Source organism: Roseateles sp. Mitsp63, assembly GCF_059491535.1.
Window position 1 is genome coordinate 40,886 of the sequence record NZ_CP168509.1, and the last position, 14,227, is coordinate 55,112.

Consider the following 14,227-nt stretch of genomic DNA (forward strand, 5'->3'; position numbering starts at 1 on the left):
GATGGCACATCCGCAATTCCACTGCAGCGTGGCCGTCGAGCCCCTCGCCGAGCAGACCGTCCCCGAGCGCAACGAGTTCGCCTTCGGCTACACGATCACCATCGAGAACCGCGGCGACGTGACCGCGCAGCTGATCGGCCGTCACTGGTCCATCGTCGACGCGAACGGCAAGGTGCAGGAGGTGCACGGGCTGGCCGTCGTCGGACATCAGCCGCTGCTGCAGCCCGGCGAGCGCTTCCAGTACAGCTCCTGGGCCCAGATCGAGACCCGCCACGGCACCATGAGCGGCCGCTTCCTGTGCGTCACCGAGCACGCCGAGGTCTTCTACACCGACGTGCCTGAATTCCTGCTCGCCGATTCCGGATCGCTGCATTGATGTTCCGACGTCAAGGCTGGGATCTCACCGCGCTGCTCAACGCGGCGCATCCGCAGGCACCGCTGGCCGAACGCAATCTCTGGCTGGTGCGATTGATCGAATGGCTGCGGCACGCGCCGCTGAAGGACGAACGCGCCGCGTCCCCGTCCGCGGAGGCCGCCCCCGCGCCCTCCGCGCCACTGCCGGTGCGGCGCCTGAAATACCTGCTCAACCTGCTGGAGCGCCATCCCGAGCACGCCCGGGCCTTCGCCGAGGTCATCGCCAGCGTCTGGGCCGATGTCGACGCGATCAGCCTGTTCGCCGAGGTCGGCTTCGCGCCCCGGATGGCGCTGTGGAACGAGTTCCTCGGCCGCCTGCGCCGCCGCCTGCTGCCGCTGAGCGCCGACACCCGCGACCTGTCCGAGCTGTTCGAGCTGCTCTTCCCCGAGGAGGACGACGAACAGTGGATCAATGCCGTCGACGACGACCTGCTGCTGCGGCTGGGGCTGCTGTTCACCGGCGCGCCCGAGGGCGACTGGCGCGATGAGATGCGCGCCGCGATCACCGTGCTGGTGAGCGCGGTGCGCTCCGCCGGCCTGTCCGGCGCGCTGCGCGTGCGCATGGACCCGCAGCGGCTGGCGCGCCGGCCGTTCCGCAACCTGGCCACCGCCTGGGAGCAGGTGGAGCATGCGCTCGACGAAGGCGACACCGCCGCCCTGCCCGGCAAGCTGCAGTTCCTGCGCGGCCTGCTCGACGAATGCCGCGCGGCGGTGCGCTCGGTGCCGGACCATCTGGAGGAGCACGGCGTGTCGGTGGACCTGATGTTCGGCGTGGAGCAGATGCAGGCGCGGATGCGCCGCGTCGAGGACCTGCTGGCGGTGCTGCTGGCCGAGCATCCGCAGCGCGAGCTGCTGCGCCTGGTCGCCAGCCTGGTGGCGGTCGTGCACGACCGGCGCAGCGTCCGCACGCTGTTCGCGCGGCATTACTCGCTGCTGGCGCGCAAGGTCGCCGAGCGCAGCGCCGAGACCGGCGAGCACTACATCACCCGCAACCGCGAGGAGTACGGCGACATGCTGCGCCGCGCCGGCGGCGGCGGCCTGGTGATCGCGGGCACGACCTTCATGAAGTTCGCGATCATGGCGATCGGGCTGTCCGCGTTCTGGGGCGGCTTCTGGGCCGGCGTGAACTACGCGGCCAGCTTCGTGCTGATCCTGCTGCTGCACTGGACGGTCGCGACCAAGCAGCCCGCGATGACCGCGCCGGCGCTGGCCGACAAGCTGCGCCACATCGACAGCGACGCGGGCTTGCAGGCCTTCGTCGACGAGGTCGTGCATCTGTTCCGCTCGCAGACGGCCGGCATCATCGGCAACCTCGCGCTGGCCGCGCCGATGGTGCTGGTGGTGCAGATGGCGGCGTGGCTGAGCCTGGGCAAGCCGCTGGTCGGCGCCAAGGAGGCGGAGCACGTGCTGCATTCGCTGACGGTGCTCGGGCCCTCGCTGTTCTTCGCCGCCTTCACCGGCGTGCTGCTGTTCGCGGCCAGCCTGATCGCCGGCTGGGTCGAGAACTGGTTCGTCTTCCACCGGCTGGACAGCGCGATCGCCTGGAACCCGCGCATCATCGCCACGCTCGGCGCGGGCCGGGCCGGCCGCTGGTCCCGCTGGTGGCGCGACAACATCTCGGGCCTCACGGCCAACATCAGCCTGGGCCTGATGCTGGGACTGGTGCCGGCGCTGCTGGGCTTCTTCGGCCTGCCGATCGAGGTCAGGCACGTGACGCTGTCGACCGGTCAGCTGGCGGCCGCGGCCGCGGCGCTCGGCTGGGACGTGCTGCGGCACTGGCCGTTCTGGCTCTGCGTGATCAGCATCCTGGGCACCGGGGTGCTGAACGTCGGCGTCAGCTTCTTCCTGGCGTTCAAGGTGGCGCTGCGCTCGCGCGGCATCCGTCTGGCTGACCAGAAGCGCGTGCGCGCGGCGATATGGACGCGGATGCGGCGCCAGCCGATGAGCTTCCTGGTGCCGCCCAAGGCCTGAGCAACCGTGTCGAGCGCTCCCGCGCTGCTACCGCCGCTGGCCCTCACCCCTCCCGCAAGCGGCCGAGGGGGTCAGACGATCGAGCGCCGCCCGTATGACCCCCTCGCCCCAGCGGGGAGAGGGAGGGGAGAGGGGGCTCGTGCCACAGCGCCGCTGCCCTTCGAAACACACCCTCTCCCCCACCCTCTCTCCCACCCTCTCCCCTGTGGAGGCGAGGGAGTTGGTCAGCAGCAGCGCTTGACACGGTTGCTCTCCCACTTCGCGGGAGAGGGTGTAAGAAAAAAATGCGCTGGCCGGTATGCCCCCCGCCCGTTTGCGGAAGAGAGTGGGGGAACGCAGTCCCGGCAGTGCGGGAAGTGGCTCAGGCCGGATCGCGGTCGTCGGGCCGCTCGCCGCCCTTGCGGCCCGAGAACATCGTCCACCAGACGATGAAGACGAGCAGCGCGAGGGCGCCGAGCGCCTCCAGCAAAATCACGCCCATGATTCGTGGTCCGATCCGTTGCAGAACTCGCCGCTGGAGCGCGGCGCTGGCGATTCTAGGCGCGCTGTCGGCCTGCGCCGGCTCGCAGCCCGTGCGGGAACCGGGGGCTTCCCCGAAAGCGCCGCCGGGCCCGGCGGCCGCGGTGCGGCCCATCCTGCCGGGCGCCGTCGCGCCGCGCGGGGCGGTCGATCCCGAGAAGCTGCTCAACGGCGAGGACGACACCGCCGGCCGCCGCGTGCTGCTGCGCGAGCGCTCGCGCTGGGTCGCGGCCGAATGGAGCGAGCTGCCGGGCTGGGGTCAGGACCGCGCGCTGGAATGGTGGCCGGCGCTGCTGCGCGGCTGCGAGAAGCCGATGCCCGGCTGGACCGCCGCCTGCGCGCAGGCGCGGGCGCTGCGTCCCGCGGACGATCGCGACGCGCTGATCTGGCTGATGAAGACGCTGCAGCCCTACCGGATCGAGACGCCGGAGGGCCAGCGCGAAGGCGTGGTGACGGGCTACTACGAGCCGCAGCTCGAGGCGCGCCGGCAGCCGCAGGGCGACTTCAAGGTGCCGCTGCTGCCGCCGCCGCCGGACCTGGCGCAGCGCAGGCCCTACGACTCGCGCCAGCAGATCGAGAGCAACGCGTCGCTGTCGCGGCTCAGCCTGGCCTGGGTGCAGGATCCGCTGGACGCGCTGGTGATGCAGATCCAGGGCAGCGGCCGGCTGCGCGTGACCGAGCGCGATGGCTCGAGCCGCTGGGTGCGGCTGTCCTTCGCGGCGCACAACGAGCAGCCCTACCGGTCGATGGGCCAGTGGCTGATCGCGCAGGGCGAGTTGCGGCCGACCGAGGCCTCGTGGCCGGGCATCAAGGAATGGGGCCGGCGCAATCCGCAGCGGCTCAAGGAGGCGATGTGGGCGAACCCGCGTTACGTCTTCTTCCGTGAGGAGCCGCTGCCCGACCTGGCGGTGGGCCCGCGCGGCGGTCAGGGCGTGCCGCTGACGCCGGGGCGCTCGATCGCGGTGGACAAGGCCAGCATTCCGTACGGCACGCCGGTGTGGCTGGACACGACCGAGCCGCTGTCGACGACGCCGCTGCGGCGCCTGGTGATGGCGCAGGACACCGGCACCGCGATCGTGGGCGCGGTGCGGGCCGATTTCTTCTGGGGCTGGGGCGAGAGCGCCGAGGCACAGGCCGGCCGCATGAAGCAGCCGCTGCGGCTGTGGGCGCTGTGGCCGCGCGAGGCCGGAACCACGGCCGGCGCTACAGCCGGCACCATGGCCGGCGCGCCCCTCACTCGCTGACCTGGACGCCCTTCCAGAACGCGACGCGGTCCTTGATGCTGGCGGCGGCCTCGGAGGGCTCGGGGTAGTACCAGACGGCGTCCGGGTTCATGTCGCCGTGGACCAGCAGGCTAAAGTAGTGCGCCTGCCCTTTCCAGGGGCAGCTCGTGCGGTGATTGCTGAACGTGGTGAATTCGCGCTTGAGCGCGGTCATCGGGAAATAGTGATTCCCTTCGACCACCACGGTGTCGTCGCTCTCGGCGATGACTTCGCCGTTCCAGGTTGCCTTCATTCCATCTCCTCGTGCAGAAACGCTATTTCGCCCATCGGGGCAAGGACATCTTCGTCACCGCCGGATCGGCGCGCGATCTCGCGCCGGGCAGCTTCGGGATCTGCGCGATCGGGGGCGGCGCCGAAGGCTGGTCGGTCGTCCACGTCGGCCCCGATGGCGACGCCGCCGATCTGGGCGGCGAGTACTACTTTGCCACCGCTGAAGAGGCCCTCGGATTCCTGCGCGAACTCATCGACCTGATGACCGACGGCGGCGAGCCGGAAGGGCTGCGCGGGGAGTAAATCGGCCGCCGTGAGGCGATTAGCGCGCATAATCGACTCATCATTTGAGTCGATTTCTCAACATCCATGGCCTACGACCTCGCGCTGATCTGGCAAGACCCGGCTTGGCCGCGCCTGCGTTTCGACCTGGATCCGGTCGCGGACGCGCTCTCCATGGCGCGCCGCATGCAGGGCATGGTGGAAGGGAAATGGGCCTCGATTGGCGCCAGGCACCGCGCCATCCTCGAAGCCCAAGCCTGGAGCGACGACGCGCTCGCCACGGCCGCCATCGAGGGCGAACGCTACGACCGCGTGTCGGTGGAGTCGTCGATCCAGCGGCGCCTGGGCATCGCGGAAGGCATTGGCCCGCATGTGGCGCGTGACATCGAAGGCTTGCTCGACGTCATGGAGGACGCGGTGCTCCGCTGCGCGGTGCCGCTGACCCACGAGCGGCTCTGGGCCTGGCAGGGCGCGTTGTTCCCGGATAGCCGGTCCGGGCTGCGCCGGATCGAAGCCGGGGCCTATCGCACCCATTCCGGACCGATGCAGATCGTCAGCGGACCCGAAGGGCGGCAGAAGGTTCACTACGAGGCCCCGCCCTCCACGCAGGTTCCGGTGGAGATGGAGCTCTTCATCCACTGGTTCAACGGGACCCTGGGCAAGGATCCGCTGGTGGCGGCGGCACTCGCGCACCTGTGGTTCGAGAGCGTCCACCCGTTCGAGGACGGCAACGGGCGGGTCGGCCGCGCGCTGATCGATCTGGTGCTCGCGCGGGAGATGGGGCCGTCGAGCCGGTTGATCCGCATGTCCCAGCAGTTGCTGGCCGTCAGGCCGGCGTACTACGAACGCCTGCGGGAATCGCGGACCGTCGATGTCACCGAATGGGTGCTGTGGTTCCTCGATCAGGTGCGCATCTGCTGCGAGCAGTCCATCGCGCTCATCGACCAGACGATCGAGAAGTTCCAGTTCTGGACGGAACACCGCGACGCCAACCTGTCGCCGCGCCAGCGCAAGGTGATCAACGTGCTGCTCGACGCCGGCCCCCATGGATTCGAAGGCGGCATGAGCACGCGCAAGTACGAGAGCATCGGCGCGACCTCGCGCGCGACCGCCTCGCGGGAGCTGCTGGAGCTGGAGGCGCTCGGCCTGCTGCGGCGCGTCGGCGCGGGCCGCTCGACGCGGTACTACATCGCCCTCGACGGCTGGGGACCGGCGCCGGACGATGGCGCCGAGGCCCAGGCGCCGGGCGGCTGATCGCTCACAGCGGCTTCAGGTCCTCGCCGACCACGCGCACCAGCAGGCCCTTCCCTTCGGGCGTCACGCGGAACTCCCCATACCGGGCGGGCTGCCAGCGCGGGCCCTCGCCTTCCTTGAAGAACCAGCCGTCGGAGACGAAGGTCCAGCCGCCGCCCTTGGGCGTGAGCTGCAGCAGCTGCGTCCCCGGCGGCGCCGCCTCGCCCGGGCCGAGCAGCCGCGGGGATTGCGCGATGCCGCGCGCATCGAGCGTCACCGCGATGCGCGGACGCACGCCCCACAGCATCGGCGCGCCGACGCGGTGGCGGCTGCTCCAGTCCACGCCGGGCAGGTCGTAGCTCAGCCGCATGTAGTCGCCCTGCATCAGCGAGCGCGGATCCACCGGCGCGAGTTTCACGAACACCGGCCGGCCGGTCTCGATCAGCCGCTCGCGGCCCGCGATGCCGACGTTCACCACCGCCAGCGCCAGCACGCCCGCGCCGGCGAGCACCGCCGGGGCGCCGCGCAGCGCGAGCGTGGCATGCGATGGCCCGCTCGCCGCGGGAGCCGGATGCCAGGCCAGCCAGCGGACCCACGCGAGCAGCGCCGCGCCAGCCGCGACGAGCGCGAGCGACTTGTGCGCCAGCGGCAGGCGCCACTCGTAGTACAGCGCGCCGATGGCCCACACCGCCGCGACGCCAGCAAGCGTCGCCAGCCGCCAGCGGCGCGTCGACAACATCAGCGACAGCACCAGCAGCGTGCCGCCGAGCGCCGGCATCAGCGCGGCCAAGGCCGCCAGCACCAGCACGGGCGGCAGCAGCCGGACCGCGCCGGCCAGCCGCCAGCGGTGCCACAGCCAGGCAGCCGCGATCAGGACGAGGGCCGCGGACAGCACCCGCGACGCGGCGTGGAGCACCGCATGCTCCGCCGGCATGCCGGCCCAGAGATCGCGCGACACGTCGCCCATCGGCCCGAACGCGGCCATCGCGCCGAACGACCAGCCCGCCGCGAGCGCATGGCACGCGAGCACGACGATCCACCATCCAGCCAACGCCGGCTCCATCGCCGCGGCGAGCGGCGCGGTGGCGGACTCCCTGCCGGCACGCGCCTGCAGCCACGCCATCCCCAGGCCGAAGGCGAGCAACAGCGCGGCCTGCGTCAGCGGCTGGCCACCGTCGAAGCGGTACCAGCGGTGAGGCGTCAAGTCCCTCAGCGCAAGATGGATCAGGAAGGCCACCAGCCCCGCCATCCCCGCGCCAAGCAGCACCCGCAGCCAGCCCTGGCGCAACAACGCGATCAGCACGGCGCCAATCACCAGGCCCGCGACGGCCGCGCCATCGTTGGACAGATCCCGCGCCAGCCCGTAGCCCAGGCAGACGCCGCCCGTCAGCAGCAGCGGGACGGCCGCCTGTTCGAGGAACAGCGGCAACGCCCGGCTGCGCAGCAGCACGACGGCGAGCGTCAGCAGGCCGATGCCTTCGATGTAGGCCATCGGCCCTTGGTCCCAGTCGCGGCCGAAGAGCATCGCGAGCAGGAAGATGAAAGGCGGCACCGCCAGCCACGCGCCCAGCGCCGTGAGCACCACCACCGGCCATGGCCGCTCCGGGGCGCCGTCTTCCGCGGGCGCCAGCCCTTCGGCGCGGGCCTGCTCGACCCAGTCCTCACGCGCGGTCATGCCCTAGCCTCCTTCGCACGCACGCGGCGCATGATCAAACTCACGCTGGCCGCCAGCAGCCCGCAAGCCACCAGCCCGATCAGGAACACGCCGCCGATGTCGCCGCGCGCGTCGATCACCGCGCGCGCCAATCCCGCGACGAGCAGCGTGTCGACCGCCAACGCGAGCGCGCTGAGCGCGTAGACCTCCGCATGCCGCCAGGCCAGCACCAGGCCCACGCCCATGACACCGAGGCCGAGATGGAACTGCGGTCCCACCTCGCGCTCGAACAGCGCGCCCAGCGCCGTGCCCGAGATCGCCACCACCGACGCCAGCACCGCGATGCGCCACGCCCACGGCTGTGCATCGGCGCCCGGGCGGAACGCCAGCCCGGCGCACAGCGCGCCATACGCGACGAAGCCGATCGCATGCACCGGCACCGTCGACGCGTCGAAGCGCCACAGATGTCCGCCGAAGGTCTGCATCCACAGCCCGATCCCGGTCGCGACAGCCAGCGCCCACGGCGTCCACACCAGGTCCGAACGCGCGGCCCAGGCGATCGGCAGGCCGATGGCGGCCCACAGGGCGAACAGCTGCCAGGGATCGGCGCCGGTCTGATAGGTCTGGCCGAAGTAGGCGAGCAGCCCGCCCAGCGCCAGGAACGCCGTCATCGCCAGCGGCGCCCGCCAGGCGGCGAGCAGCGCGGCGGCGATCAGCGCCACGCCCAGCACCGCCTCCAGCAGCCCGAAGCGCAGCGCGCGGCCGAAGTCGTCCCAGTTCGCGGCCACCCACAGGATCAGGCCGAAGCCGATCAACCCCGCCGCCAGCGTGCCGGCCCCGCGCCGGATCGGCGTCCACGGCTGGGCCGGCGGATCATCGACGCCGGCGAGCGCGCGCAAGCGGCGTGCGCTGCTCGCATCCAGGCCCTGCCGGGCCGTCCATTGGTACAAGCGCTCGTGCAGACTCACAGCTTCCTCCCTCAGGATGCGGCCGTCTCCGGGCCGCCCGTGGTGTTCATCGAGGGAGCCGATTCTTCCTCATCCTTCGCCTTCCAACCGGGAGATCCACATGGGACAGATGATCGACTTCGAACGCCCCGACGGCGCCCTCACGTCCGGCTACCTGGCCAGCGCCGGCGAGGGCTCGCCCGGCATGATCCTGATCCAGGAATGGTGGGGCCTGAAGCCCCACATCAAGGACATCGCCGAGCGGCTCGCCTCCGCCGGCATCACGACGCTGGCGCCCGACCTCTTCCGCGGCCGCATCGCCAGCGACGCGGACGAGGCCAGCCATCTGATGAACGGCCTGGATTTCGCGGACGCCACGACGCAGGACCTGCAGGGCGCGCTCAACCACCTGCGCGATCAGCTCGGCTGCGGCGCGGTGGGCGTGATGGGCTACTGCATGGGCGGCGCGCTGACCATCGCGGCCGGCGTGCATGTCAAGGACCTGCAGGCGGCGGTCTGCTACTACGGCATCCCGCCCGCGGAGTTCGCCGACCCGGCGAAGATCGCCGCGCCCTTGCTCGGCCACTTCGCGACGCGCGACGACTGGTGCACGCCGGAAAAGGTCGACGCGCTCGAGGCCCGGATGAAGGCCGCCGGCAAGCAGCCGGAGATCCATCGCTATGTCGCCGACCACGCGTTCTCCAACAGCACCCGGCCCGAGGTCTACGACAAGGCCGCCGCGGAGCTCGCGTGGACGCGCACCCTCGACTTCCTCCACCACCACCTCGCCTGATCCCTCCATGCCCATGCATCGCCGCCTGATCTCCACCGCCGCCGCTGTCTGGGCGCTGTTCGCCGCTTCCGCCTTCGGGCAGGTCACGCCGGCCTCGGGGCCCGCGTCGGCGACGGCCCGCGCCATGGCCGAGACCGCCCCGCCGCCGCTCGATCCACGTGTGGCGCCGATGCTGGCGGACATCTCCCCCGAGCGCATCGAGCGGACCATCCGCCAACTGGCCGCCTTCGGCACGCGCCACACCGCGTCCGAGACCGCGAGCGACACGCGCGGCATCGGCGCCGCGCGGCGCTGGATCGAACGCCAGCTCCAGGACTGCGGCGCCAAGGCGGGCGGACGGCTGCGGGTGACGATGGACGCCTTCATCGAGCCCGCGGGCAACCGGCTGTCGGCGCCGACGGAACTGGTCAACGTCGTCGCGACCTTGCCGGGCGCGTCGGCCGGCACGCCGCGCGAGCGGGTGCTGGTCGTCAGCGGGCATTACGACTCGCGCAACAGCGACGTGATGGACGCCAAGGGCGAGGCGCCCGGCGCCAACGACGATGCCTCCGGCACCGCGGCCGTGATGGAGATGGCCTGCGCGATGGCGAAGCAGCGCTTCGACGCCACGCTCGTGTTCATGGCGGTGCCGGGCGAGGAGCAGGGCCTGCTCGGCGCGCGCCACTGGGCCCGGCGCGCGCGCGCACAGGGCTTGAATGTCGAGGGGATGATCACCAACGACATCGTCGGCAGCTCGCGCGGCGACAAGGGCGAGCATGACCCGAAGCGGCTGCGGCTGTTCGCGGACGGCTTCGACCCCCTGCTGCGGCTGCTGGTGAACGCCGGCAGCAACACGCCGGCGACCGACGACGAGGTCAAGACCAATGCCGCGATCCGCGCCCAGCTGCAGCCGCTGGCGGTGGCCGGCGGCGGCGCGGACCTGCCGACGCAGCAGTTCGGCCGGCACCTCAAGGCTGAAGGCGAGCGCTATCTGCCCGGCTTCCGCGTCGACCTGATCCAGCGCCGCGACCGCTACCTGCGCGGCGGCGATCACCTGCCCTTCCTGGAGCGCGGCTACGCGGCGGTGCGCTTCTCCGAGCCCTTCGAGGACTTCCGCCACCAGCATCAGAACCTGCGCACCGAAGGCGGCGTCGTCTACGGTGACCTGCCCGAGTTCGTCGACTTCAACTACGTGGCCGACGTCGCGCGGATCAACCTGGCGGGCCTGGCCACGCTGGCCTGGGCGCCGTCGCCGGTGCAGGGCGCGCGCATCGACGCGCGCGAGCTGACCAACGACACGACGCTGCTGTGGACGGCCAGCGCCGACCCCGGGCTGGCGGGCTACCGCGTGGTCTGGCGCCGCAGCGAGTCCCAGGCCTGGGAAGGCGCCAAGGACGTCGGCAACGTCACCACGGTCACGCTGCCGCTGTCCAAGGACAACCTGATCTTCGGCATCCAGGCCCTGTCCAAGTCCGGCCACGCGAGCCTGGCGAGCTACCCGCTGCCGCTGTCGCGATAGACAAAAGGCCGCCGGGCTATCGCAGCACGCCCTTGCCCAGCCACTGGCTCCAGATCTTCATCGTGACGCGCTGATCGGACAGGCCGGGGTACTCGGCCATGGTCTTGCGCAGCGCGGTCTCGTCGGTGCCGCGCATGAAGACGACCTCGCCGATCGGGCCGTCCTCCAGCGAGTACCACGCGCCGATCACGCCCTCGTCGAGCGCCCGTTGCAGGAAGACCGGCACCGCGTCCTTGTCCTTGGGCTCGGCGCGGCTGAACAGCACGATGCGGTGCTCCTCGATCCCATCGGGATCGATCCCCGTGTGACGGAGCGCCTGGTGCACCGTCGCCATCTGCGCGTTCACCGTCATGTAGCCCTCGCGCACATACGCGTCGGGCTGGAAGTACTGCATCAGGATCTGCCGGTTGGGCGCCTTGGCGACCACGATGCCGCGCTTCTCCCGCGACGGGTCGCGCAGCGGTCCGGCCGCGAAGAGCTTGCCCTCGCCGAACAGCCGCTTGAAGTTGTCGAGGTGTCCGCGCTGCATCGCCTCGACGGCGGCCTTGTCATCGGGCACCGGGCGGCCGGTCTCGAGGAAGATGAACCACATCTGCTCGGCCGCGAAGATCGAGGCGGGGGCGCCGCCGGCCTGCGCCTGGGCCGGCGCGACGGTCGACAGCGCGCTCAGCGCCGCGGCCCCCGCGATCAGGGAACGTCGTTGCATCGGAGTCTCCTTGCCGTTCACCGGACGATCGACGGATCGGCCGGCGCCGGCGGACGACTCTACTCCCGCGGCTGCGTGCCCGGCACCGCCACCCGCAGCGAGTTCAGCATCAGCCGCGCGCTGGACAGGTTGGTGGCGCAGGCGACGTCGTGCACGTCGCAGGCGCGCACCAGCGCGTTGATGTCGGGTTCATGCGGCTGCGGCGTCATCGGATCGCGCAGGAAGACCACCGCGTCGACCAGACCCACCGCCAGCCGCGCGCCGATCTGCAGGTCGCCGCCAAGCGGGCCCGACAGCATGCGCTCCACCGTCAATCCGACTTCCGCGGTCAGGCGCGTGCCGGTGGTGCCGGTGGCGATCAGCTCGCAGCCGCCGAGGAAGTCCGCGAACTCGGTCGCGAGCATCACCATCTCGTCCTTCTTGCCGTCATGGGCGATCAGGGCGAGGCGCAGGCGCGCGGGCGTGGCGGTCGACGCCGAGGCGCCGGAGGGGAGGAAGGCGGTCATGGGCGCGATCGTAGGTCCGCCAGACGGCGCGGGAGTTACCGGCGCGGTTCTTTCTGCGCGGACGCCGTCGCCGCTTTCGGCGCGCCGGCCGCCAGCGGCAGGTTGCCCACGCCGCGATTCATCGCGTTGAGCAGATCGCCGTTGTCCTGGCTGAGCTCCCACGCGAACACGCCGGCGAGTCCCAGGTCGCGCGCGTAGCGGCCCTTGGCCAGCACGGCGCGCGGATCGTCGTAGCCCATCCAGAGCTTGAGCGCCGGGTGGTACAGCGACCACGACTGCGTCACCGGATCCCAGACCGACTGGTAGCCCGCGCGGCCCTTGCCCGCCGCGTCGAGGATCCGTCCCGCGATCTCGCGATAGCCCTGCGCGCCCTCGCCGCCCGGGTAGGCGCCGGTCTTGGCCGCCCCCGCCCGGGTCTCGCCCACGCCGGTGAAGCCACGGCCGTACATCGCGACGCCGGCCACCAGCTTCGCGCGCGGCACGCCGGCGGTCTCGAGGTTGCGCACGGCGCGCTCCAGGCTGTCGTCCGCCTCCGGCCCCGAGGCCCGCAGCGCCGTGTGGTGGCCCGCCACCGGCGACCACATGCCGTAGAAGTCGTAGCTCATCATGAAGACGAGGTCGAGCGGCTTGGACGCGTCCTTGAAGTTGATCTTGCCGACGATCGACGCCATCGGATTCACCGCCGTCGTCAGCAGATAGGGGCGGCCCGTCTCGGCGGTGAGCGCATCCAGCGCCCGGCGCAGGTCGGTCATCAGCTCGGCGTAGGACTGGCCGTCCTGCGGGCTGCCGAGTTGCACGCCGTTGGGCGCGCCGTTGTTGCCGGGATGCTCCCAGTCGATGTCGATGCCGTCGAAGGCCGGATGCTCGCGCAGGAAGCGCTGCGCCGAGGCGGCGAACACCGCGCGCCGGGCCGGGTCGCCGGCCAGATGGAAGATCGGATCCGACCCGCCCCAGCCGCCTATCGACGCGACGATCTTCAGATGCGGCGCGCGCTGCTTGTAGCGCAGGAAGGCGGCGTTGAAGCGCTCGTCGATGGGGCCGGTGCCGATCTCGAAATCCTTCTTGCCGATGCACTTCGCGGCGTCCTTCTCCAGCTGGCCGGGGCCGCACAGGCGCAGGAAGGCGTAGAGCACATGGGTCAGGTTCTGCGGCGGCACGCGCTCGATCAGCTCGACCGGCTCCCAGTTCGGCACGTAGATGCCGACGATCTTGCCGCCGGTGCGTTCGAACTCGACCGGCTTGCCGCCGAAGAGCGCATAGCCCGGCGCCTCGGGTTTGGCCTCGGCGGCCGGCGCGGGCGCCGCGGCGAAGGCGCCCGCCGCGATCAGCGCGGCGCTCAGGGTGATCAGGACGCTGGACAGGACACGAAGGGACATGCGGGCCTCCAATGGACGCCGCAGCTTAGCGGATCAACGCCGAAAATAACACCAGTCAAATACCAATCAAGCCGATGAAGGCGATTCGAAGAAACCGCCATGGATCCAGTCAGGGCGCCACGTCGATCCGCAACTGGAGTTCGCGCAGCTTCTGCACTTCCGCGTCGCGGGTGCTGTAGACGTTGCGGCCGGCGCTCGCCGCGACGCTGCCGGTCCGGGCGATCGTGACCCAGATGCCCAGCGGCGCCTGGACGGTGCTGAGGACATCGGTACCCGGCCGCTGCTGGGCGTCGGGCAGCGAGCTGCCGTAGGTGCCGCCCGGCGGCAACTGCGCCTGGTCCGTCGCGCGGACCTCGACGGTCACCGGCCCTTGCCCGCCCGGCCAGCTCGGCTTGACCACGATGCCGCGCACCCGCTCGGCCATGCCCTGGCGCGGAATGACGACCACGCGATCGCGCGGCTCGCCCTGCTGGCGATCGAGCGCGACGTCGACCCACTGGATCGGCGTCGACTCGGTCATCGTGAACGAGGCCTGGGATCCATTGAGCACCATCAGCCGCGGGAACAGCTGCTGGCGCTGCTCGCGGTTTTCGGTGGACAGCGTCACGCCGCCGCGCGGCGACACGCTGCCGCCGGTGCTGACGACCGTGCTGCCGTCGCGGATGCCGGCGACCGTGGAGCCGCTGAGCTCCGACTCGACCCAGCGCAGCTCGACCTGCAGGTTCTGTCTCGGACCGGGCGCCGCGCGGACGGGCAGGACAGCGGCAAAGGCCAGCGCGGTCAGGGCGGCGAAGGCGGCGAGGCGGCGGTGCGGGTTCATCAGATCAGCATACGC

Annotated in this window: 14 protein-coding genes; 7 read left to right on the plus strand and 7 right to left on the minus strand. The window is 71.3% G+C overall.

Going from position 1 to position 14,227, the window contains the following annotated elements; all coding sequences use genetic code 11:
- Nucleotide 1: 1 nt before the first annotated feature.
- From apaG to mltA, 3 genes are all read left to right on the plus strand, one after another.
- Nucleotides 2-376 (plus strand): Co2+/Mg2+ efflux facilitator ApaG/CorD, encoded by a 375-nt coding sequence (gene apaG / locus ACEN96_RS00180; RefSeq protein ID WP_495586040.1) that lies wholly within the window; start codon nt 2-4, stop codon nt 374-376.
- Nucleotides 376-2,385, plus strand: a complete 2,010-nt coding sequence (gene tlpB / locus ACEN96_RS00185; RefSeq protein WP_495586041.1) for a transporter-like protein TlpB — start codon at nt 376-378, stop codon at nt 2,383-2,385. The genes apaG and tlpB overlap by 1 nt, the downstream gene beginning before the upstream one ends.
- Before the next feature lie 479 nt (nt 2,386-2,864).
- Complete coding sequence (gene mltA / locus ACEN96_RS00190) at nt 2,865-4,148, plus strand: murein transglycosylase A (protein WP_495586042.1); 1,284 nt, start codon at nt 2,865-2,867, stop codon at nt 4,146-4,148.
- Here the strand turns inward: mltA and ACEN96_RS00195 are convergent.
- Nucleotides 4,138-4,419, minus strand: coding sequence for a DUF427 domain-containing protein (locus tag ACEN96_RS00195; protein WP_495586043.1), 282 nt, complete (start codon nt 4,417-4,419; stop codon nt 4,138-4,140). The genes mltA and ACEN96_RS00195 overlap by 11 nt on opposite strands.
- An 11-nt stretch (nt 4,420-4,430) precedes the next feature.
- On the opposite strand from ACEN96_RS00195, the gene ACEN96_RS00200 reads away from it, so the two are divergent.
- Nucleotides 4,431-4,700 carry a hypothetical protein gene (locus ACEN96_RS00200; protein ID WP_495586044.1) on the plus strand — a complete coding sequence of 90 codons (270 nt, stop codon included), beginning with the start codon at nt 4,431-4,433 and terminating at the stop codon, nt 4,698-4,700.
- 66 nt (nt 4,701-4,766) lie between these two features.
- The gene (locus ACEN96_RS00205) at nt 4,767-5,933 is read left to right on the plus strand and encodes a Fic family protein (RefSeq protein ID WP_495586045.1); all 1,167 of its coding nucleotides are present in this window, start codon (nt 4,767-4,769) and stop codon (nt 5,931-5,933) included.
- A gap of 4 nt (nt 5,934-5,937) precedes the next feature.
- Here the strand turns inward: ACEN96_RS00205 and ACEN96_RS00210 are convergent, their stop codons facing one another.
- Together ACEN96_RS00210 and ACEN96_RS00215 are read right to left on the minus strand one after the other, a co-directional pair.
- Nucleotides 5,938-7,587, minus strand: a complete 1,650-nt coding sequence (locus tag ACEN96_RS00210; RefSeq protein WP_495586046.1) for a GDYXXLXY domain-containing protein — start codon at nt 7,585-7,587, stop codon at nt 5,938-5,940.
- On the minus strand, nt 7,584-8,534 hold the full coding sequence (locus ACEN96_RS00215) for a DUF2157 domain-containing protein (protein WP_495586047.1): 951 nt from the start codon (nt 8,532-8,534) through the stop codon (nt 7,584-7,586). The genes ACEN96_RS00210 and ACEN96_RS00215 overlap by 4 nt, the downstream gene beginning before the upstream one ends.
- Before the next feature lie 100 nt (nt 8,535-8,634).
- On the opposite strand from ACEN96_RS00215, the gene ACEN96_RS00220 reads away from it, so the two are divergent.
- Both ACEN96_RS00220 and ACEN96_RS00225 read left to right on the plus strand, forming a co-directional pair.
- Nucleotides 8,635-9,306: a dienelactone hydrolase family protein gene (locus ACEN96_RS00220; RefSeq protein ID WP_495586048.1), complete on the plus strand. Its 672-nt coding sequence runs from the start codon at nt 8,635-8,637 to the stop codon at nt 9,304-9,306.
- Between the two features lie 7 nt (nt 9,307-9,313).
- Complete coding sequence (locus tag ACEN96_RS00225) at nt 9,314-10,804, plus strand: M28 family peptidase (RefSeq protein WP_495586049.1); 1,491 nt, start codon at nt 9,314-9,316, stop codon at nt 10,802-10,804.
- Nucleotides 10,805-10,820: 16 nt separating this feature from the next.
- Here the strand turns inward: ACEN96_RS00225 and ACEN96_RS00230 are convergent, their stop codons facing one another.
- From ACEN96_RS00230 to ACEN96_RS00245, 4 genes are all read right to left on the minus strand, one after another.
- Complete coding sequence (locus ACEN96_RS00230) at nt 10,821-11,510, minus strand: YciI family protein (RefSeq protein WP_495586050.1); 690 nt, start codon at nt 11,508-11,510, stop codon at nt 10,821-10,823.
- 59 nt (nt 11,511-11,569) lie between these two features.
- Nucleotides 11,570-12,016 (minus strand): methylglyoxal synthase, encoded by a 447-nt coding sequence (locus ACEN96_RS00235; RefSeq protein WP_495586051.1) that lies wholly within the window; start codon nt 12,014-12,016, stop codon nt 11,570-11,572.
- Nucleotides 12,017-12,051: 35 nt separating this feature from the next.
- Complete coding sequence (locus tag ACEN96_RS00240) at nt 12,052-13,392, minus strand: glycoside hydrolase family 18 protein (RefSeq protein WP_495586052.1); 1,341 nt, start codon at nt 13,390-13,392, stop codon at nt 12,052-12,054.
- Between the two features lie 109 nt (nt 13,393-13,501).
- The gene (locus ACEN96_RS00245; protein WP_495586053.1) at nt 13,502-14,212 is read right to left on the minus strand and encodes a hypothetical protein; all 711 of its coding nucleotides are present in this window, start codon (nt 14,210-14,212) and stop codon (nt 13,502-13,504) included.
- Nucleotides 14,213-14,227 lie beyond the last annotated feature (15 nt).